Annotated in this window: 19 protein-coding genes and 1 tRNA gene; 7 read left to right on the top strand and 13 right to left on the bottom strand. The window is 63.2% G+C overall.

Annotated elements, in window-relative coordinates:
• Positions 1-23: 23 nt before the first annotated feature.
• A complete protein-coding gene (locus Q4G14_RS03265; RefSeq protein ID WP_303360286.1) occupies positions 24-341 on the bottom strand; it encodes a hypothetical protein in 318 nt (105 codons plus the stop codon).
• A gap of 159 nt (positions 342-500) precedes the next feature.
• Between Q4G14_RS03265 and Q4G14_RS03260 the strand changes: the two genes are divergently transcribed.
• Positions 501-2,201: a calcium-binding protein gene (locus Q4G14_RS03260; protein WP_303360285.1), complete on the top strand. Its 1,701-nt coding sequence runs from the start codon at positions 501-503 to the stop codon at positions 2,199-2,201.
• Positions 2,202-2,252: 51 nt separating this feature from the next.
• Here the strand turns inward: Q4G14_RS03260 and Q4G14_RS03255 are convergent, their stop codons facing one another.
• The 4 genes from Q4G14_RS03255 to Q4G14_RS03240 all read right to left on the bottom strand — a co-directional run bounded on the left by Q4G14_RS03255 (position 2,253) and on the right by Q4G14_RS03240 (position 5,350).
• A complete protein-coding gene (locus Q4G14_RS03255; RefSeq protein WP_303360284.1) occupies positions 2,253-2,903 on the bottom strand; it encodes a sulfotransferase family protein in 651 nt (216 codons plus the stop codon).
• A 77-nt stretch (positions 2,904-2,980) separates the two neighbouring features.
• A complete protein-coding gene (locus Q4G14_RS03250) occupies positions 2,981-4,159 on the bottom strand; it encodes a VWA domain-containing protein (RefSeq protein ID WP_303360283.1) in 1,179 nt (392 codons plus the stop codon).
• Positions 4,160-4,324 (bottom strand): hypothetical protein, encoded by a 165-nt coding sequence (locus Q4G14_RS03245; RefSeq protein WP_303360282.1) that lies wholly within the window; start codon positions 4,322-4,324, stop codon positions 4,160-4,162.
• A gap of 117 nt (positions 4,325-4,441) precedes the next feature.
• Complete coding sequence (locus Q4G14_RS03240; protein WP_303360281.1) at positions 4,442-5,350, bottom strand: invasion associated locus B family protein; 909 nt, start codon at positions 5,348-5,350, stop codon at positions 4,442-4,444.
• Positions 5,351-5,844: 494 nt separating this feature from the next.
• Between Q4G14_RS03240 and Q4G14_RS03235 the strand changes: the two genes are divergently transcribed.
• Positions 5,845-7,437, top strand: a complete 1,593-nt coding sequence (locus tag Q4G14_RS03235; protein ID WP_303360280.1) for a helicase HerA-like domain-containing protein — start codon at positions 5,845-5,847, stop codon at positions 7,435-7,437.
• On the opposite strand, the gene Q4G14_RS03230 is transcribed toward Q4G14_RS03235, so the two are convergent.
• Entirely contained in the window at positions 7,400-7,810 is a 411-nt protein-coding gene (locus tag Q4G14_RS03230; protein WP_303360279.1) for a DUF6477 family protein, read from the bottom strand. The genes Q4G14_RS03235 and Q4G14_RS03230 overlap by 38 nt on opposite strands.
• Positions 7,811-8,027: 217 nt before the next feature.
• On the opposite strand from Q4G14_RS03230, the gene Q4G14_RS03225 reads away from it, so the two are divergent.
• Together Q4G14_RS03225 and Q4G14_RS03220 are read left to right on the top strand one after the other, a co-directional pair.
• Complete coding sequence (locus tag Q4G14_RS03225; RefSeq protein ID WP_303360278.1) at positions 8,028-9,140, top strand: DUF6456 domain-containing protein; 1,113 nt, start codon at positions 8,028-8,030, stop codon at positions 9,138-9,140.
• A 117-nt stretch (positions 9,141-9,257) separates the two neighbouring features.
• Positions 9,258-10,160 (top strand): hydrogen peroxide-inducible genes activator, encoded by a 903-nt coding sequence (locus Q4G14_RS03220; RefSeq protein ID WP_303360277.1) that lies wholly within the window; start codon positions 9,258-9,260, stop codon positions 10,158-10,160.
• Between the two features lie 35 nt (positions 10,161-10,195).
• Here the strand turns inward: Q4G14_RS03220 and Q4G14_RS03215 are convergent, their stop codons facing one another.
• Complete coding sequence (locus tag Q4G14_RS03215) at positions 10,196-10,744, bottom strand: peroxiredoxin (protein WP_303360276.1); 549 nt, start codon at positions 10,742-10,744, stop codon at positions 10,196-10,198.
• Between the two features lie 169 nt (positions 10,745-10,913).
• On the opposite strand from Q4G14_RS03215, the gene lipA reads away from it, so the two are divergent.
• Positions 10,914-11,879, top strand: a complete 966-nt coding sequence (lipA, locus tag Q4G14_RS03210; protein WP_303360296.1) for a lipoyl synthase — start codon at positions 10,914-10,916, stop codon at positions 11,877-11,879.
• Positions 11,880-11,882: 3 nt separating this feature from the next.
• Here the strand turns inward: lipA and Q4G14_RS03205 are convergent, their stop codons facing one another.
• The gene (locus tag Q4G14_RS03205; RefSeq protein WP_303360275.1) at positions 11,883-12,230 is read right to left on the bottom strand and encodes a helix-turn-helix domain-containing protein; all 348 of its coding nucleotides are present in this window, start codon (positions 12,228-12,230) and stop codon (positions 11,883-11,885) included.
• 89 nt (positions 12,231-12,319) lie between these two features.
• Between Q4G14_RS03205 and Q4G14_RS03200 the strand changes: the two genes are divergently transcribed.
• Both Q4G14_RS03200 and Q4G14_RS03195 read left to right on the top strand, forming a co-directional pair.
• Complete coding sequence (locus tag Q4G14_RS03200) at positions 12,320-12,883, top strand: flavodoxin family protein (RefSeq protein ID WP_303360274.1); 564 nt, start codon at positions 12,320-12,322, stop codon at positions 12,881-12,883.
• 73 nt (positions 12,884-12,956) lie between these two features.
• Positions 12,957-13,040, top strand: a tRNA-Leu gene (locus tag Q4G14_RS03195).
• A 73-nt stretch (positions 13,041-13,113) separates the two neighbouring features.
• Here the strand turns inward: Q4G14_RS03195 and Q4G14_RS03190 are convergent.
• From Q4G14_RS03190 to oppB, 5 genes are read right to left on the bottom strand one after another with little or no spacing between them, the layout of a single operon-like run.
• Entirely contained in the window at positions 13,114-14,973 is a 1,860-nt protein-coding gene (locus Q4G14_RS03190) for an ABC transporter ATP-binding protein (RefSeq protein ID WP_303360273.1), read from the bottom strand.
• Positions 14,974-16,002 carry an oligopeptide/dipeptide ABC transporter ATP-binding protein gene (locus tag Q4G14_RS03185; protein WP_303360272.1) on the bottom strand — a complete coding sequence of 343 codons (1,029 nt, stop codon included), beginning with the start codon at positions 16,000-16,002 and terminating at the stop codon, positions 14,974-14,976.
• Positions 15,999-17,099: an oligopeptide/dipeptide ABC transporter ATP-binding protein gene (locus tag Q4G14_RS03180; RefSeq protein ID WP_303360271.1), complete on the bottom strand. Its 1,101-nt coding sequence runs from the start codon at positions 17,097-17,099 to the stop codon at positions 15,999-16,001. The genes Q4G14_RS03185 and Q4G14_RS03180 overlap by 4 nt, the downstream gene beginning before the upstream one ends.
• Before the next feature lies 1 nt (position 17,100).
• Complete coding sequence (locus Q4G14_RS03175; protein WP_303360270.1) at positions 17,101-18,027, bottom strand: ABC transporter permease subunit; 927 nt, start codon at positions 18,025-18,027, stop codon at positions 17,101-17,103.
• 10 nt (positions 18,028-18,037) lie between these two features.
• Positions 18,038-18,961, bottom strand: coding sequence for an oligopeptide ABC transporter permease OppB (gene oppB / locus Q4G14_RS03170; RefSeq protein WP_303360269.1), 924 nt, complete (start codon positions 18,959-18,961; stop codon positions 18,038-18,040).
• Positions 18,962-19,018: the final 57 nt, after the last annotated feature.

The raw sequence follows: 19,018 nt of genomic DNA, 5'->3' as shown, positions 1-19,018 counted from the left end.
TAGCTTAAGATCTGAGACCAGGATCAAAAGGCGGTCCCAATCGGGCCGTTACGTTCCTCGGGCGTGACCTGACCGGCATCCAGCTTGCGAATAAAGCCGCGCGTCAGGAAAATACGGCCATCCGGGGCGGCAAGGCCGTTGATCGGCTCGATCTCATAGATGTGGGCGCGGATCGGCGGCATGTCCATCGCGTGCCCCAGACGATCCAGCAGAGGGTTCAGCTGCGGATGGTCCAGCGGCGTTGACCGCTCGTTCAGCTCGGCCCGCAGCCGCCAGGCGGAAAAGAACCACATCACGGCGGCATAGGCGAGGATCAGCAGGATCGGTGTCAGTTTCAGCATATCTGCAAATTGGGCAGGGCCGGCGGCGGCGTCAACGGTGACAGGCAAAAAAACGCGCAGGATGGTCTGTTTCGTAACGGTCCCGCCATTCTGTTGCGAAATATTTACAAACCGGTGCCATCCGGCAATCCGGGGTTCAGGATGCGGCAGGGGGCTGGCATGGCAAGATATACGGTCCAGATCAGCAATACGATTTCCGGCCAATTAAAGGCGGGGGGCATCAGCGGTCAGGTTACGCTGCCGCTGTGGAAGGGGCTTGGCACGGTCAATTCCGCCAGCGTCCAGCGCGAGATCGGATTTGTCGCCATGGCCCATGTGCCCAATATTCCCGGTGGCGCGACATTGGCGACGATTGACACGCAGATGAAGGTTGATTTTCGACCTGCGGCGTCTGCGCCCAAGGGGTTGCGGGGGCAGATGGTGGCAGCCGACTCGGGCGCTTATCCGATTATGGGCAGTTTTTTCACCGGCTATCCGATGTCCGAGGCGTCGGTTTTGTCCAAGCCAATCGAACTGACCGGCCAGCAGATTGCACGGGGCTTTTCGGTGCAGGTCAGTATTACTGGCAGCCACAGCGTCAAAAGCGGCAGTGCTCTGGTAGATCCGGCATTTATTCCGATGGATAATGCCTATGCCGGATTGAAAGCCAGCTATAAGGTGTCGGCCTTTCAGTATAACGACCGGGCCAATTCGGCGCGCGGAACGAACTATGCCGATGTCGTGGAACTACTGGCGGGGAATGACACATTTCGCGGGCTTGGTGGGGATGATATTATTATCGGCGGCGATGGCAATGACCTGCTGTATGGCGGGGCGGGGCATGACCTGCTGCGCGGCGGTCAGGGCCATGACAGGCTCAAGGGTGGCCTGGGGAATGACACGCTGGACGGCGGGCGCGGCAACGATTTCTTGGACGGCGGCAGCGGCAATGACCGGCTGATCGGCGGGCTGGGCAACGACACTCTGATCGGCGGGGATGGGCGCGACAGCCTGTTCGGCGGTGACGAAAACGATCTGCTGCAAGGCGATAACGGCGACGATCGGCTAGAGGGCGGCAAAGGCGCAGACACGCTGCGCGGCGGTGCGGGGAACGATACTTTGCTGGGTGGTGCGGGCGATGACAGCCTGTCGGGCGGAACCGGCAGCGACCGTCTTGCCGGCGGTGCGGGCAATGACGTGCTGAGCGGTAATGCGGGCAAGGACACGCTGTTTGGCGGCGATGGCAACGACACTCTGGACGGCGGCGCGGATGATGACGTGCTGCACGGTGGCGGCGGGAACGACCTGTTGCGCGGCGGCCGGGGCGACGACACGCTGCATGGCAATGCCGGGAATGATACGCTGATCGGCGGTGCGGGCGTTAACAACCTATATGGCGGCGCGGGTAATGACAGGCTGGTGGCGGGCGATTCAGACAGTTTCACGAAGAACAGCCTTTACGGCGGGGCCGGAAATGACACGCTGATCGGTGGTAAAGGGGGCGCGCTGTTCGTGGGCGGCTCGGGCCGCGATATTATGACCGGCGGCCCTGTTGGTGAATCTGCCGATCTGTTTTTGTTTCACTTCGCCTCGGACAGTCGGGCGGGCGCGGCGCGGGATATTATTCGCAACTTCGATATTGATGAAGACAGGGTTTCCATCGAGATGGATGCCGATATAAACCAGCCCGGCAAGCAGCTTTTCGGCAGCCTGACCCAAGACGGGCCGTCTGCAAATGCAATCTGGTATCACTACGAGGCGGGCAACACCATCATTGCCGCCGATGTGGATGGCGATGCCGTAGCCGACTTCGAACTGCTGATCGAGGGGGTGACGGATATCCCCTATATTGATATTGTTATCCTGCTGCCATTTTATTGAGGAACTCGGGCGGTTCAATAATTTATCACGGTTTCCTTTTGCCGTCGCAGTCTAAACTGAACTTGCTTCGGCCTTCGCATAAGTCCCCACATTTGCATGAGGAAACGGCTGCATTGGCACCGGCTTACCCAAAAAGGCACATAGAGGTTCCCAGCCGGGGTTGGTGGTGAAATCAATCGTCAGCAACCGATCCGATGGAACGGTTTTACGCACCATTTCATCATGGCGCAGATAAGCCTGACGGAAAGGTTCGGGGTCGGTAAAGCTGTGATGGCCATAGACAGCTGCCGACAGATCCGTCATCCATTGATTGCCCTGCTGCACCCGCATCGCGCGCAGTTTGGGCGAAAAATGGCTCTTGCAGCTTTTCAGCCATGGCTCCATCGCGCGCGTCGTATAAATAAAGCGTGCGTTTGGAAATTTCTCGACAAGCTTGGGCATTACTGCCGCCACGGGTAGGTCGGTCATGGCGTCACAGTCACGCAGCCACCATGGCCAATCCATTACGATGCGCCCGTCCTTGACCTTTGCGATCGGCGGATTATCCTGCACCTTGTAACCAAGAATATTCAGCGCTTCGGCCAGCGTGGTGGTTGCCGTTTTAGACAGGCCGACCCCGAATACGAAGGGTCGATCATAGGGCATCCGGTTCAACAATTGATACGCCAGACGTTTGTAAATTTTCGCGCCGATTGAGGACATCTTGTTTCCCTGCCTGTCACCGAACCAGACAATACGTTAAGCATATTGGGGGTGCAGCCGCAAGTGCTATGTCGTTTCTACAGCACCCGCATGGCGCGTGTCAGCCCGTCCAGAGTCATGGGCATCATGCGATTTTCAAAAATATGCCCGATCATATTGATGGATTGAGTGCGCGGCCAGTGCGCCTCGGGCACGGGGTTCAACCAAACGTGATCGGGCCATGCCTCGGTGGCACGGCGTAGCCAGGTTTCGCCCGCTTCGGGATTCCAGTGTTCGTTCGCGCCGCCCGGAATGGCGATCTCGTAAGGGGACATGCTGGCATCGCCGACGAAAATGCACTTATAATCGCGGCCAAAACGGTGCAGAATATCCCATGTCGGGATTTGTTCGTTCCAGCGCCGGTGATTGTCTTTCCATACAGCTTCATAAAGGCAGTTATGGAAATAGAAATGCTCCATATGCTTGAATTCGGCGCGGGCGGCGCTGAACAATTCATCGACGATGCGGATATGGTCATCCATTGACCCGCCCACATCCAGAAACAGCAGCACTTTCACGGCATTGCGCCGCTCGGGCCGGGTTTTTACGTCGATATAGCCGTGATCGGCGGTGGCGCGGATTGTCTCGGGCAGGTCCAGCTCATCGGCGGCACCATGGCGTGCCCATTGCCGCAACCGTTTCAGCGCCACTTTGATATTGCGGGTGCCCAGTTCAACATTATCATCAAAATCCCGAAACTCGCGCTTGTCCCAGACCTTGACGGCGCGGCGATGACGCGATTCATGCTGGCCAATACGGACACCTTCGGGATTATAACCATAAGCGCCAAAGGGGCTGGTGCCTGCGGTGCCGATCCATTTATTCCCGCCCTGATGACGGCTCTGCTGTTCGCGCAGCCGTTCGGCCAGCCGCTTCATCAATTCGTCGAAGCTGCCTGCGGCCTGAACCTCGGCCTTTTCGGCATCGGTCAGCAGTTTTTCGGCCAGTTTTTCCAGCCATTCACGCGGCAGATCGCGCGATTCCAGCAATTGTTCCACCGCAACCGTTTCCATGCCGGAAAAGGTTTCGGAAAAAGCGCGGTCAAAGCGGTCGATATGGCGTTCGTCCTTGACCGTGGCCGCGCGGGCAAAATGATAAAACTCGTCCACCGACCAGCCGCTGACGCCCGCTTGCAGGCCGCCCAACAGATCCAGATATTCCCGCAGGCTGACCGGCACGCCATTGCGGCGCAGACTGTCAAGAAAGCGGGTGAACATCTATAGCGACCGTTCGATAAAGACCGTGGCGAACAGGCCAAGAATGGCAAATGCAATGGCAAAAACCGCTGCATATTGGGCGCGGTCGCGCAGAGCGCCGCCCATTTGCGCGGCGCGGCGCCAGCCCAACAGCGCACCGATCACGATGGCGGCGATAACGATCATGCTTTGCCCTTGCTCTGCCTGTCAGGCAGGGATAGCGGCGCGGCCCGGTGCGTGCAACCGGCGCGGCCAAAGGAAAAGGCCGCGCGGGTGGCGCGGCCTTGGCGGTGATGCAGCGGATCAGTTGCCCGCCGGTGCGGCCTCGGCGGGGGCTTCGGCTGCGGGGGCGGCGGCGTTGGCTGCTTCGGCGGCACTGGCGTTTTCGGCCAGTTCGTTGATCGCGGCGGTAAAGCCCGACAGCGACATGTTCAGGCTGACCGGGTTGCGCGGGTCGCCGCCAAAGGGCACCAGGCTGATCGTCGCGGCGCGGCCACGGCGCAGCTGATCCAGTTCCGCCTGCGTAAAGCCGATGCGCGACACGCAGCCGATCGAGGTGCAGAGGTTGAACGGATAGCTTCGCGCCTGGCCCTGATCGACGCGCACCGTCAGCCCGGCGATCAGGTCGGTTTCCAGCGGTGCAACCATGGTCGCGCCCGCGGCAACCTGCCCGCCCTGGGGCAGCGGAATCATGGTGACTTCGGCCACGGAATTGCCGCCTTCGTCGCGCAGCAGTTGATACATTTCGCAGGGATCGACCGGGTTTTCGGTGTTGATGCAGCGCACCGTCCAGTCGGTCTGGGTCGATTTCACATAATAGGCGCCCAGTTGCGGTTCAGCCGGGGCGGCCTCGGGTGCGGGGGCGGCAGCTTGATCGGTCTCGGCCGGGGCGGCGGGTTCTGCCGTTTCCGCCGGGGTGGTTTCGGCTTGGGGTGCGGCACCCGACTGAGTGCCCGCCGCGCCTTCGGCGCCTGCGGCAGCATCGCCCGCCGGGGCGGTTTCTGCCGGAGTTTCTGCCGGGGTTTTTGCGGCGGCATCGGCGGGCGCGTCTGTTGCGGCGCCCGATTGCGTGCCCTCGGCACCCTGAACGTCCGCCGCGCTGGTCGATTCGCTGGCCTGATCGGTGTCGGTCGTTGCGGTGTCCTGTGCGACGGCGGGCGCTGCGATCAGCAGCATGGCCGCGACGAGGGCCGGGGAAGCCTTGATAACCATGATCTCTCTTTCCTTTCGGTTCAGACCTTTGGGGTGGAATATCACGCCGCGCGGCTGTTGTCAGCGCGCAACCGCGCCCGGCCCTGCGCATTCGCGTGAACCGGCGATGACACGCCGTGAAAGGGGCGGGCGATCCGGAAAAAGGCCGTGAAAAAGGGGCCGCAACCAAGGCTGCGACCCCGTTTCGCGCGGGCGGCACAGCGACCCGCGACTCTCCCTGCCGGACTGGCCGGTCATCATTAGGCCGCACGCTAGTATCGGGCTTTTTATCCGTCAACAGTCCTGACGCAAAAATGCGATCACTTTGAAATATCTGACCGGATGATAAAAAAGCCGCGCCCGAAGGCGCGGCCAGTTCAACAGGGAGGAAGGTCCGGGATCACAGGCAGTGGACCCCGGATGAAACTGATACTGGCATGACAAAGTTAAAATAGTATTGTCGCAACGCGCGAACAGGGCGCAACGAACAGGTTTTCCGGGCGAAGGGGGCAAACATGGCAGAGGCGCTGGATCTGGCGGCAGGCACGGTCATCGTGGGCGGCGGCGGGGCGAATCATGCCGAGCCGCAGCACTTGCTGTTGAAATATGCCAACCGTCACGGGCTGATCGCGGGGGCCACCGGCACCGGCAAAACCGTCACCCTGCAAGTGCTGGCCGAAAGTTTCTCGGCTGCCGGGGTTCCGGTATTTCTGGCCGATGTCAAAGGCGATCTGGCCGGGCTGGCCAAACCCGGCAGCGAATCTGCGAAACTGCACCAGGCCTTTGCCTCACGCGCTGAACAGATCGGTGTGACGCTGCGTTATGACCAGTTTCCGGTCACATTCTGGGACATCTGGGGCGAGCAGGGCCACCCCGTGCGCACCACCCCCGCCGATATGGGGCCGCTGCTGCTGTCGCGTCTGCTGGGGCTGACCGATGTGCAGGAAGGGGTGATGAACATCGCCTTTCGCGTGGCCGATGAACAGGGGCTGGCGCTGTATGATCTGAAGGATTTGCAGGCCATGCTGCGGTGGGTCGGTGAAAATTCCTCGGAACTGTCGCTGCGTTACGGCAATGTCAGCACCGCCAGCGTCGGCGCGATTCAGCGCGCTTTGCTGGTGCTGGAAAACGAAGGTGGCGACCGGCTGTTCGGGGAGCCGGCGCTGGATCTGGCCGACATCATCCGGCTGGATGCGTCGGGCAAGGGCGTCATCAACATCATCGCCGCCGAACGGCTGATGCACGCGCCGCGCCTGTATGCGACCTTTTTGCTGTGGCTGCTGTCGGAACTGTTCGAGCAACTGCCCGAGGTGGGCGACCCCGACAAACCCAAGGTCGCCTTCTTTTTCGACGAAGCGCATCTGCTGTTCAACGATGCCCCGCGCGCGCTGATCGCCAAGGTGGAACAGGTGGCGCGGCTGATCCGGTCCAAGGGGGTCAGCGTCTGGTTCATCACCCAGAACCCCGCCGATGTGCCCGAGGCCGTGCTGGGGCAGCTTGGCAACCGGGTGCAGCACGCGCTGCGCGCCTTTACCGCCAAGGATCAGCGGGCACTGCGGCAGGCGGCGGAAAATTACCGGGCGAATCCCGATTTCGACACCGCCACCGCGATCACCGAACTGGCCACGGGCGAGGCGATGACCTCGTTTCTGGAACTCAAGGGCGTGCCGGGTGTCGTGCAGCGGACGCTGGTGCGCCCGCCCTTCAGCCAGCTTGGCCCGATCACCGATGCCGAACGCAGCGCGGTGATGGCCGCGTCGCCGATGGCGCTGAAATACGACAAGCTGACCGACCGCGAATCGGCATATGAAATTCTGGCCGCCCGCACCGAACAGGCCGCACAGCAAAGCGCGGCAGCCGGGGCCGAGGGGCAGGATGACGATCTGTGGAAAATGGACCGCGAATTTACCCGTGCCCGCCGCTATGATGCGAATCTTCAGATTCCGGCACCAAAACAGCAGACCAGCAGGGCAGGTTCGCGGTCCTCAGCATCGCGCAGCGATTCCGTGGTGGACGCTTTTGGCAAAAGCCTTGCGCGGCAGTTGGGGACCAAGACCGGGCAGGCTTTGGTCAGAGGCGTGCTTGGATCGCTGTTCCGCGGACGCTGACACCCATGTTCATCGCGGCGGCGGCCACGCGCGGGCGGACCGGGGCGGTCTGGGTCTGACCGGCTGCCGGTGTCGCCGTCACCGCCGCACGCATTTCCGCCAGAATCGCGATCATCAGCATGACGTGACGGCGCATATCGTATTCTGCCGCGCCTGACAGGCGGGCGGTGTTCTGTTGTTCTTCCTCGGCCCGCAGGCGCAGCAGGGCGACGCCGGGGGCAGGGCAGTGATCGCTGCGCAGCAGCTTGGGCAGGTCGCGGTCGCGCTTCCAGCCCGACTGGCCTTCGCGGGCGGCGCGGATCAACACGCGCGGCCGCCGCAGGCCGGTTGCGGCGCGGGGAGGAAAAGCAATGACGTTGGTGGTGGTGTGCATGGTGGCCTCCTGGCTCTGGTCTGATCCGTGGACACAACATCACACAATCAAGGCGGGTGTTGCCGACCACCGAACTGCGCCGCGCGCAACACTTAAGAACCTTTAAGGATTATTAGGGAATGTTGCGCCTATCTGACGAGGTTCCGGTTAACGAGACCTCAATTCGCAACCCCAGGGGGAACTGCCATTCCCCGATAACTGACTGATAGGAAAAAGAATGACCATGCTGTCTGGTGACTTTCCCCACGACTCTGCCGTCGCAGGTCACTGCCCGGACACCGATGCCGACCGCCGTCCGGCCGACATGCCGGACGATGCGCGCCTGTATCTGCGCCATGTGGAAAAGGGCGAATCCATCCGCTCACTGGCGCGGGAACTGGGCTGTCACGCCTCGACCATCCTGCGCCGTATCCGCAAATTCGAGGCCCGACGCGACGATCCGCTGATCGACCGTGCGCTGGACCGCGGGCACGACGGATCGCGGCTGGACGAAGCGCAGATTCTGCGCGCGCTGCGCCGTCTGGCGGAATCGGGTGCGGTGCTGGCCGTGGCCGAGGGGATGGACAAGGCCATCGTCACCCGCGACGGAATGCGCACCGCCATCATCGAACGCCGTCTGGCCGAAAGCATGGCGCTGAACGGCTGGGTGGCCCAGATCGGCAGCGGCCGGATCATGAGCTATGCCATCGTCCCCGCCGGGCGCGAGGCGCTGCGATCCATGCTGAACCGCGCGCCGGGCCGCGCCCTGCCGCGCGAGGATGATTTCGACGATGCCCAGCCGGTGGGTGATGCCCCCCATGGCGACCAGGGCCCCCGCGCGGCTCAGAGCCACCGCATCTGGGAAGATCGCGTCATCCGCGACCCCGAGGACGACCGCCGCCGCCGCGCCCGCGTGAACATCGCCGAAAGCCCGCTGCTGGTGCTGGCCCGGCGTCGTGATGCCGGTGGCCAGCCGTTCCTGACCCCCGGTCAGGTCGCGGCGGGCGAACGGCTGCGCGAAGATTTCGAACTGGCCCAGATGGGGCCGCGTGTGACCCAGAACTGGGACGGTTTCATGACTTCGGGCATTGATGTCAGCCACAGCGCGGGCGGCTATCGCGGCGGGTCGGAATCGGCGCGCGACCGGGTGGCCGGGGCGCTGCGCGATCTGGGGCCGGGCATGGGCGACATCGTGCTGCGCGTCTGCTGCTTTCTGGAAGGGATCGAACAGACCGAGCGCCGCCTTGGCTGGTCGGCGCGGTCGGGCAAGATCGTGCTGCGGCTGGCTCTGCTGCGGCTGGAACGGCACTATCTGGAAACCTACGGCAAGGGATCGCCGCTGATCGGCTGATGGGCTGATCGGATGGTCCAGCCATGACGGGGCGCCCATGGGGCGCCCTTTCCATTTGCGGCCTCTGCGGGCGCGGGCTAGACCACATGGGCAGCGATGGCCCGCGTGGGATAGCCGATGAACATTACCTTGCGACAGCTTCGCTATCTGATGGCCCTTGCCCGCCACGGCCATTTCGGCAACGCGGCCGAGGCGGTGCATGTGACTCAGCCCGCCTTGTCGATGCAGATCAAGGCGTTAGAGGCCGAGGTCGGGGCGGTGCTGGTCGAACGCACATCCGGCGGCGTTCACCTGACGCCGCAGGGCCGCACCTTTGCCGATCAGGCCGCGCGGGTCCTGGCGGAAATGGCGACGCTGGAACGTATCGCGCGCCAGCCGGGGCAGGGCGGACGCCTGCGGCTGGGGATGATTCCCACCGTCGCGCCCTATCTGCTGCCCGTCGCGCTGCCGGAACTGCGCAGCGGCGACATCAGCCGCGACCTGCACCTGCGTGAGGCGACGACCGACCGTTTGCTGACCGAACTGCTGCAAGGCCATCTGGACGCCGCCGTGATCGCCAGCCCGCCCGACAACCCCGATCTGGCGGCGCTGACGCTGTTCACCGACCCGTTCCTGCTGGGCGGCAGCGCCGCCCGCATCGCCGATCTGGCCGACCGGGCCGAGGCTCTGCGCCCCCGCTCGCTGGACCCCGGCCAGTTGCTGCTGCTGGACGAAGGCCATTGCCTTGGCGATCAGGCGCTTGAGGTCTGCGGGCTGACCCGCCACAGCGGGCGGCTGGATCTGGGGGCGGCCTCGCTGGCGACTCTGTGCCGGCTGGCGGCGCAGGGCATGGGGCTGACCTTCGTGCCGCAGATCGCCGTGGCGCAGGAAACGGCGGCGGCACCGGGGCTGAGGCTGATCCGCTTTGCCGAACCGCAGCCCGCGCGCGACATCGTTCTGGTGCGCCGCATTTCCACCCCGGCGGGCGGGTGGTTCCACGAACTGGCCGCGATCCTGCGCCGGGCAGGGGGCGCGGCATAAGAAAAGGGCCGCCCGGCGGGGGCGGCCCTGACGGGTCATGCCGGTTCGGCAACCTGCGCGTTTTGCAGATATTTCAGCAGATTTTCGGGCGAGGTTTCGCCATAAGGGTCATCCGCGCAATCGTCGCAGCGGCCCGGCTCTTCGAACCACGCTTCGACCACGCCATCGTTCACCACGGCGGCATAGCGCCACGACCGGGCACCAAAGCCCAGGTTATCCTTGCGCACCAGCATCCCTGCCTGTTCCGTGAACGCGCCCGAACCATCGGGGATCACGGAAACGTTTTGCAGGTTCTGCGATTTCGCCCATTGGTTCATCACAAAGCTGTCATTGACCGACATGCAATAGATGACATCAATGCCCAGATCGCGGAACTGCTGGAACGACTTTTCAAAGCCGGGCAGCTGATAGGTCGAGCAGGTCGGCGTGAACGCACCGGGCAGCGAAAACAGGATCACCCGTTTCCCTTTGAAATAATCGTCCGAGGTCATTTCCTGCCAGCGGAACGGGTTCGGCCCGCCGACCGATTCGTCGCGGACGCGGGTCTGAAACGTGACCTGAGGGATTTTGTCGCCAATTTTCATGGACTTGCTCCTGTTCTTTGGTGATACATCATCTCCTCCGCGCGGGGACTATAACGTATCGCTGCGCTGCGGCATAGGGTTGCACCCCGGACATGGCAGCAGGTCGTTGATTGCAGGGCGGTTTGGCATTACCTAGGGAAAAACCAGCGAAAGCACGTCGATGACCGAAATGCCCCCGCCCCCCGCCGGCCACAATCAGCCGCCGCGCCTGCGCCATCCCGAAAAGGCGCACCGCGCCGATCAGGCGCAGCCGAAAAAGCCCTCGTGGATCAGGGTCAAGGCGCCAACCTCGCAGGGGTACAAGGACACGCGCGACATCCTGCGCAAGAACCGCCTGTCCACCGTCTGCGAAGAGGCGGGCTGCCCCAACGTCGGCGAATGCTGGTCGCAGGGCCACGCGACCATGATGATTATGGGCGAAATCTGCACCCGCGGCTGTTCCTTCTGCAACGTCATCACCGGCAAGCCCAACGCGCTGGACGTGTTCGAACCCGGCCGCGTCGCCCATGCGGTGCAGAAACTGGGGCTGCGCCACGTCGTCATCACCTCGGTCGATCGCGACGATCTGGATGATGGCGGTGCCGATCACTTCGCCCAGACCATCCGCGCCATCCGCCACCGCAGCCCGGATTCCACCATCGAGGTGCTGACCCCCGATTTCCTGAAATGCGGCCCCAGGGCGCTGGAAACCGTGGTCGAGGCGCGCCCGGATGTGTTCAACCACAACCTTGAAACCGTCCCCGGCCTTTACCCGACCGTGCGCCCCGGCGCGCGCTATTTCCACAGCCTGCGCCTGCTTCAGCGGGTCAAGGAACTGGACCCGACCCTGTTCACCAAATCCGGCATCATGGTCGGCCTGGGCGAAGATCGTCAGGGCGTGTTGCAGGTGATGGACGACATGCGCGCCGCCGACATCGACTTCATCACCATCGGCCAATATCTGCAACCGACGCCGAAACACCACCGCGTTGACCGCTTTGTCACGCCCGAAGAATTCGGCAGCTACGAAAAGGCGGCCTACGGCAAGGGCTTCCTGATGGTGTCCGCCACGCCGCTGACCCGGTCCAGCTATCACGCCGGCGACGATTTCGCCCAATTGCGCGCCGCACGGCTGGAAAAGCTGGGGCAAGCCTGATTTTCAGGCAGCGTCGGGTGTCCAGCCCTCAGCGGCCCAGCGTTGCGCAATATCGCCCAGCATTTTCATGGCTTTGTGCAATTCCTCGCCGCGCGGGGTCAGGGAATAGGTGACTTGCGGCGGGATCGTCGCGGCCTGTTCACGATGCACCAACCCGCTGCGTTCCAGCATTCGCAGCCGGTCGGTCAGCACCTTGGTCGAGATGCGCGGCATATGCCGCTGCAACGCGCCGAATCGCTGCGGCCCTTGTGTCGCCAGCGAAAAAATCAGGTAGGGCGTCCAGCGCCCAGCCACCACCGAGAACAGATTTTCAACCGGACAAATCTTGTGATCGTGCGTTTCTGCGCTCATGGCACGTTACTTTCCTTTAGGTAACTACTTTGCTTTGGAAAGCGGCTGTAGTTTATACGCCGCATCTCAGAGTTGAAAAGGACTGCCTCATGAGCAAAATCGCTATCGTTTACTTTTCCGGTTATGGCCACACCGTTTTCGCCGCCGATGCCATCGCCGCCGGCGCGCGCGAGGCGGGGGCGCAGGTCGATGTGATCCGCATTTCCGAAGACGGCCAGATCGGTGATGCCGATTGGGCGGCTCTCGATGCCGCAGATGCCATCGTTTACGGCAGCCCCACCTACATGGGCGGCCCGGCATGGCAGTTCAAACGCTTTGCCGATGCCAGCTCGAAAGCGTGGTTCGAGCGGAAATGGGCCGACAAGCTGGCCGGTGGTTTTACCGTTTCGGCCTCGACCATGGGCGACAAGGGCGAGACGCTGAACTATTTCCAGACGCTGGCCAATCAGCAAGGCCAGATCTGGATCAGCCTTGGCCTGCCCCCGTCGAGCACGCTGGCCAATACCGATGCCGACATCAACTGGACCGGCAATTTCTCTGCCCTTGCCGCGATCAAGCGGGCTGATTCCCCGGCTGACGCACTGGCCGCCGGTGACGAAGCCGCCGCGCGCCACTATGGCACCCGCATCGCTAAACTAGCAGGCAAGCTGTAAACACATCGACGGGCAGAGAGGCGTCAATCCTCCTTGCCCAACCCGCCGAAGGCCGCTATCAGCACCGAACGGCGCCCGAGTGGCGGAATGGTAGACGCAGCGGATTCAAAATCCGCCGCCGCAAGGCATGTCGGTTCGAGTCCGACCTCGGGTACCAGCGCCGAACCCCATCTTTGGTCTGATAAATATCCTCTGGGGGTCCGGGGGGCGAAGCGCCCCCGGTTGCGGCCTTACCGATAACCCGCCGCCTGCAATTCGAACAACTCCCGGTAACGCCCCGGCTGGTCCAGCAATTCCACATGCGTGCCCTGCGCCTCGATCCGGCCCAGATGCAGCACCAGAATCCGGTCGGCCATCCGCACCGACGAAAAACGGTGCGAGATCAGCACGGCGGTGCGCCCGGCCATCAGCTCGCGAAAGCGCTGGAACACCTCGAATTCGGAACGCGCGTCCAGCGCGGCGGTGGGTTCATCCAGAATCAGCACCTGCGCATCGCGCATATAGGCGCGGGCGATGGCCAGCTTTTGCCACTCGCCCCCCGACAGATCGACGCCCTGCACGAACCGTTTGCCGACCATCTGGTCGTATCCGGCGGGCAGGCGGGCGATGACCTGATCGGCCAGCGCGCTATGGGCGGCGGCCTCGATGCGCCCGCGATCCTCGCGCGCCTCGATCCGGCCCACGGCGATATTATCGGCCGCCGTCATGGCATAGCGCACAAAGTCCTGAAAGATCACGCCAATCGCCGCGCGCAGATCGTCCAGATCATAATCGCGCAGATCGCGCCCATCCAGCAGGATGCGCCCCTCGTCCGGGTCGTAAAGCCGCGCCAGCAGCTTGACCAGCGTGGTCTTGCCGGCGCCGTTTTCCCCCACCAAAGCCAGCGTTTCCCCGGCGTGCAGCGTGAACGACAACCCGCGCACCGCCCATTTTTCCGTATTCGGGTAACGAAACCCGACGTTTTCGAACACAAAGCCCTGACGGATCGGGCGCGGCACCGGGATCGCATCTGGCCGCGAGGCGATCTCGGGCACCTCGCGGAAAAAGTCGAACAGATCCTCCAGATACAGCGCCTGCGCGGCGGTCGAGCCAAAGGACGACAGCAGCCGTTCGATGATGCCCTTCACCCGCATGAACGACCCGGCCAGAAAGGTCAGGTCGCCGATAGACAGATCGCCGGTCAGCGTCTGCACCACGATCCACGCATAGGCGGCGTAATAGGCCAGCGACCCAAGCGCCGAAAACAGCGCCCCCCAAGCCGCGCGGGCCTGCGCAATGCGCCGCGCCTCGGCATAGAATTTGCGCGACAGGTCCAGATACCGCCCCGACAGGAAACGGTGCAGGTCGAATATCTTGATTTCCTTGGCGGTTTCCGCACTGGCGGCGGTCTGGCGCAGATAGTCTGTCTCGCGCCGTTCGGCCGTGCGGCGGAAATCGAGGTTATACGACCGGGCGTTGAAATGCGCCTCGGCCAGAAAGGCGGGGATCAGCCCGACCAGCAGGATCAGGATCAGCCACGGGTTATAGACGATCAGCCCTGCGCCAAGCGTCGCAATGGTCAGGCTGTCCTGCAATTGTTCAAAGATGGTGCCCATCAGGCTCATCCGGCCGGCGGCCTGACGGCGCGCGCGCTCCAGCTTGTCCTGAAAGCCGGCGTCCTCGAAATCTTCAAGGTCAAGCGCGGCGGCGTGATCCATCAGCCGCATCGACAGGTCGATGACCAGCCGTTCCTGCAACAGCGAATCGACCAGCCGCAACAGCCGCCCGATGATGTCGGATGCGATCCCGATGCCCAGTTCCAGCGCGACCAGCGTTATCAGATGATCGGCCAGCCCCGAATGCCACCAGCCCGCCAGCCCGTCCGGCGTATCGGGCAGGGCGGCCAGCCGCACCACCTCGTCCAGGATCAGCTTGGCGATCCACAATATCGCCACCGGCACAAAGGCCCCGATGGCGCGCAGAACCATGGTGGCAATGGTCAGATGCGGCGCGGCGCGCCAGACCATCACCAGAAACGGCGGGATATTCTTCAGCGCGGCCCAACGGGCGGTAAAGCTGCGCGGCGGTTCTTTTTGTGGGGGAGGTGGCATTCAGCGGGAGTTGGCAGCAATTTCAGCCGCCGTCAAGGGACCGGGGAAATGACAGGCCCAGCGATGCCCGCCGTCACCCGCCTGATCGCCCGTCAGCACCGGCACCTGCCGGGCGCACAGATCCTGCACGCGCGGGCAGCGGGTGCGGAACACACAGCCCGAGGGCGGCGCCATCGGCGAGGGCAGATCGCCGGTCAGCGGGATCACCTGCTTTTCCGCCTCGATCCGCGGGTCGGGCACCGGTACGGCCGACAGCAGCGCCTGCGTATAGGGATGCTGCGGGTTGGCATACAGATCATCCGCGCCCGCGATCTCCATCACGCGGCCCAGATACAGCACCATCACCCGGTCGCTGATATGTTTCACCACCGACAGGTCATGCGCGATAAAGATCAGCGCCAGCCCCAGATCGCGTTGCAGATCGCCCAGCAGGTTGATGATCTGCGCCTGAATCGACACGTCCAGCGCCGATACGGGTTCGTCGCAGATAATCAGCCGGGGTTCCACGATCAGCGCGCGGGCGATGCCGATGCGCTGACACTGGCCGCCGGAAAATTCGTGCGGATAGCGGTTGATCTGGTTGGGCAGCAGGCCCACCCGCTCCATCATGTCCTTGACGCGGGTTTTCACCTCGGCCCGGCTCAGCCCCGGATGATGCGTGACCAGCGGTTCGGCGATGATCTGGCCGACGGTCATGCGCGGGTTCAGGCTGGCCAGCGGGTCTTGAAACACCATCTGGATGTCGCGGCGGTATTTCATCATCTGGCGGGGCGACAGGCCGATCAGGTCGGCACCGTCGATCCATTCTGCCCGGCCAGAGGCAGGCACCAGCCCGATCAGCGCACGGGCCAGCGTCGATTTTCCGCAGCCCGATTCACCGACGACCCCCAGCGTTTCGCCGGGACGCAAGGTGAAATCGACCCCGCCCACGGCGTGCAATTGCCGGGGCGCGGTCCAGGGCATGTCGCCCTCGCGGCGGATGTGAAAGGTGACGCGCAGATCGCGCACGTCCAGCAGGGGCTTGGTCATGGGCGGCCTCGCTCGGTCGGGGTTCCGGCCATACCGGCACCGGCAACGGCGCCGCGCGGGATGGGTTGCAGGGCAGGGCTGTCGCCAGAGGCAACCGGATCGCCACCGGGATCAGCCTGTTTGCGATGCGCCGTCACATCCTCCAGCGCGGCAAAGCAGGCGCGGCGGCGGTCGGGCGCGAATTCGACCAGTTCCGGCCCCTCGGACGCGCAGCGGTCCATGCGATAGGTGCAGCGCGGCTCGAAGGCGCAGCCTTGGGGCGGGCGCGACATGTTGGGCGGGCTGCCGGGGATAGCCGACAGGCGGTCGCCCTTTTGGTCAACGCGCGGGATCGCCGACAGCAGCCCCTGTGTATAGGGATGCGCGGGCATATCGAACAGCGGCAGCACCGGCCCGGTTTCGCGGATGCGCCCGCCATACATCACCACCACATCGCGGCACGACCCGGCCACCACACCCAGATCATGGGTAATCAGGATCATCGCCATGCCCAGATCGCGTTGCAGATCGGCCAGCAACTGCATGATCTGCGCCTGAACCGTCACGTCCAGCGCCGTCGTCGGCTCATCCGCGATCAGCAGGCGCGGCTTGCACAGCAGCGCCATGGCGATCATCACCCGCTGCCGCATCCCGCCGGAAAATTCGTGCGGATACAGGCGGATGCGGCCCCGGGCGTCGGGGATCTTCACCGCATCCAGCATCCGCACCGATTCCGCCACCGCATCGCGCCGCGACAGGCCCTTGTGCAGCACCAGCACCTCGGCCATCTGGTCGCTGACCCGCATATAGGGGTTGAGGCTGGTCATCGGGTCTTGAAAGATCATCGCGATCTGTTCGGCGCGCACCTTGTTCAGCACCTTGGGCGGCGCGTTCAGGATTTCCTGCCCGTCAAAGATCACGCTGCCGCTTGCCCTGCCATTGCGCGCCAGCAGACCCATGATCGAAAACGCCAGTTGCGACTTGCCCGAGCCGGATTCGCCCACGATCCCCAGCGTATCGCCCGCGTTCATGGTCAGATCGACGCCGTTCACCGCGTGAACCGTGCCGTCATTGGTGGCAAAGTTCACGTTCAGATCGCGAATTTCCAGTAAAGCCATCTCAGCGATCCTTGGGGTCAAGGGCATCACGCAGCCCGTCGCCTACGAAAAAGAAACCGAACAGCGTGATGACAAAGAAAAACAGCGGAAAGGCCAGTTGCCACAGCGTGCCATAGTTCATCGTGCCCGCGCCTTCGGAAATCAGCGCGCCCCATGATGTCAGCGGCTCTTGCACGCCAAGGCCCAGAAAGCTGATGAAGGATTCCGTCAGGATCATCAGCGGCACCAGCAGCGTGGCATAGACGGCAACGACGCCCAGCAGGTTGGGGACGATATGGCGCAGGATGATCTTCCACGCCGGAACGCCGGTGGCGCGGGCGGCCTCGATGAATTCGCGGTTCTTCAGGGACAGGGTCTGGCCGCGGACGATGCGCGACATGTCCAGCCACGAAATCAGCCCGATGCCCAGAAACAGCATCGACATGGATCGCCCGAACATCACCAGCAGCAGGATCAGCACGAACATGTAGGGAATCGACATCAGAATATCGACCGTGCGCATCATGATCTGATCGGTGCGCCCGCCGACATAGCCCGCCGTCGCGCCGTAAAGCGTGCCGACGATCACCGCGATGCCCGCGCCGACGATGCCGACCATCAGCGAAATCTGCGTGCCTTGCACCGTGCGGGCGAACAGGTCGCGGCCCAGATCGTCGGTGCCGAAGTAATGCCCGTTCTGCAACGAGGGGCGGCCCAGTTCGCGCACCTGCCCCATGACCGCGAAATCCAGATCCTGATTGGACCACACGGCGAAATAATTGCCCAAAGCCGCGAACAGCGCGACAAGGATCAGGATCAGCAGCCCCGCCATCGCCGCCTTGTTGCGAAAGAACCGCTTGCGGGCATCGGCCCAGGGGCTGCGGCCTTTCACTTCGTCCTGCACCAGCCGGTCGGCCAGGGCGCGCATCTTGTCTTGTTCGATGACCATGGCGCGCCCCTCAATACCGGATTTTCGGGTCGATCCATGCGTAAAGCACATCGACCACCAGGTTGAACAGGATCGTCAGCGCGCCCACCAGAATGGTGACGCCCATCATCACCGCATAGTCGCGGTTCAGCGCGCTATCGACAAAGGCTTTGCCGATGCCGCCGGTGGAAAAATAGATGTCCACCACGACCGAGCCGGTAATCATGCTGACAAAGGCCGGGCCAAGATAGCTGATGACCGGCAGCATCGCAGGCCGCAGCGCGTGGCGCAGGATAACCTTGGATTCCGGCAACCCCTTGGCGCGGGCCGTGCGGATGTGGTTCGAGCCTAACACCTCCAGCATGGATGACCGGGTGATCCGCGCGATGGATGCCATATAGCTGGTGGACAGCGCGATCACCGGCATGATCCAGAATTTCGGATCGTTGAACGACCAGCCGCCGCCCGGCAACAGCCCCCATGTCAGCGTGAACAGCAACACAAGGATCGGCGCCATCACGAAATTCGGCAGCACCTGCGCGCCGATGGAGATGCCGACGGCCAGATAATCCAGCCAGGAATTATGCCGGATCGCCGCCACCACGCCCAGGCCGACGCCCACGACCACCGCCACCAGAAACGACAGCCCGCCATAGGTCAGCGTCACAGGAAAGCCCGCCGCGATCAGCTGATTCACCGTCCGGTCGGGATAGACAAAGCTGGGGCCGAAATCGAAATGCAGCACCACGCTGGTCAGATAGTTCCAGATTTGCAGCCACAGCGGGTCGTTCAGCCCGTATTTGGCATTCAGATTCGCCAGAACCTGCGGCGGCAGGGCGCGTTCCTGCGTGAACGGGCCGCCCGGTGCCATATGCATCAGCAGGAAGGAAAACACGATCAGCAACAGCAGGGTGGGCACCGCCACAGCCAGCCGCCGCAGAATATAACCGAACATCCGACACCCTTTTGTGAAGACGGGTGGGCATTTCGACGAAATGCCGGGGCAGGTCAA

Origin of the sequence: Paracoccus sp. (in: a-proteobacteria) (assembly GCF_030538755.1) — a bacterium.
GTDB lineage: Bacteria > Pseudomonadota > Alphaproteobacteria > Rhodobacterales > Rhodobacteraceae > Paracoccus.
The sequence above is the reverse complement of the archived record's forward strand: the minus strand, read 5'-3'. Positions and strand labels throughout refer to the sequence as shown.

What these genes read in the sequence shown, in the direction of transcription:
- Q4G14_RS03265 (WP_303360286.1), bottom strand. Translation starts at nt 341, where the DNA reads ATGCTGAAACTGACACCGATCCTGCTGATCCTCGCCTATGCCGCCGTG.
- Q4G14_RS03260 (WP_303360285.1), top strand. Translation starts at nt 501, where the DNA reads ATGGCAAGATATACGGTCCAGATCAGCAATACGATTTCCGGCCAATTA.
- Q4G14_RS03255 (WP_303360284.1), bottom strand. Translation starts at nt 2,903, where the DNA reads ATGTCCTCAATCGGCGCGAAAATTTACAAACGTCTGGCGTATCAATTG.
- Q4G14_RS03250 (WP_303360283.1), bottom strand. Translation starts at nt 4,159, where the DNA reads ATGTTCACCCGCTTTCTTGACAGTCTGCGCCGCAATGGCGTGCCGGTC.
- Q4G14_RS03245 (WP_303360282.1), bottom strand. Translation starts at nt 4,324, where the DNA reads ATGATCGTTATCGCCGCCATCGTGATCGGTGCGCTGTTGGGCTGGCGC.
- Q4G14_RS03240 (WP_303360281.1), bottom strand. Translation starts at nt 5,350, where the DNA reads ATGGTTATCAAGGCTTCCCCGGCCCTCGTCGCGGCCATGCTGCTGATC.
- Q4G14_RS03235 (WP_303360280.1), top strand. Translation starts at nt 5,845, where the DNA reads ATGGCAGAGGCGCTGGATCTGGCGGCAGGCACGGTCATCGTGGGCGGC.
- Q4G14_RS03230 (WP_303360279.1), bottom strand. Translation starts at nt 7,810, where the DNA reads ATGCACACCACCACCAACGTCATTGCTTTTCCTCCCCGCGCCGCAACC.
- Q4G14_RS03225 (WP_303360278.1), top strand. Translation starts at nt 8,028, where the DNA reads ATGACCATGCTGTCTGGTGACTTTCCCCACGACTCTGCCGTCGCAGGT.
- Q4G14_RS03220 (WP_303360277.1), top strand. Translation starts at nt 9,258, where the DNA reads ATGAACATTACCTTGCGACAGCTTCGCTATCTGATGGCCCTTGCCCGC.
- Q4G14_RS03215 (WP_303360276.1), bottom strand. Translation starts at nt 10,744, where the DNA reads ATGAAAATTGGCGACAAAATCCCTCAGGTCACGTTTCAGACCCGCGTC.
- lipA (WP_303360296.1), top strand. Translation starts at nt 10,914, where the DNA reads ATGCCCCCGCCCCCCGCCGGCCACAATCAGCCGCCGCGCCTGCGCCAT.
- Q4G14_RS03205 (WP_303360275.1), bottom strand. Translation starts at nt 12,230, where the DNA reads ATGAGCGCAGAAACGCACGATCACAAGATTTGTCCGGTTGAAAATCTG.
- Q4G14_RS03200 (WP_303360274.1), top strand. Translation starts at nt 12,320, where the DNA reads ATGAGCAAAATCGCTATCGTTTACTTTTCCGGTTATGGCCACACCGTT.
- Q4G14_RS03190 (WP_303360273.1), bottom strand. Translation starts at nt 14,973, where the DNA reads ATGCCACCTCCCCCACAAAAAGAACCGCCGCGCAGCTTTACCGCCCGT.
- Q4G14_RS03185 (WP_303360272.1), bottom strand. Translation starts at nt 16,002, where the DNA reads ATGACCAAGCCCCTGCTGGACGTGCGCGATCTGCGCGTCACCTTTCAC.
- Q4G14_RS03180 (WP_303360271.1), bottom strand. Translation starts at nt 17,099, where the DNA reads ATGGCTTTACTGGAAATTCGCGATCTGAACGTGAACTTTGCCACCAAT.
- Q4G14_RS03175 (WP_303360270.1), bottom strand. Translation starts at nt 18,027, where the DNA reads ATGGTCATCGAACAAGACAAGATGCGCGCCCTGGCCGACCGGCTGGTG.
- oppB (WP_303360269.1), bottom strand. Translation starts at nt 18,961, where the DNA reads ATGTTCGGTTATATTCTGCGGCGGCTGGCTGTGGCGGTGCCCACCCTG.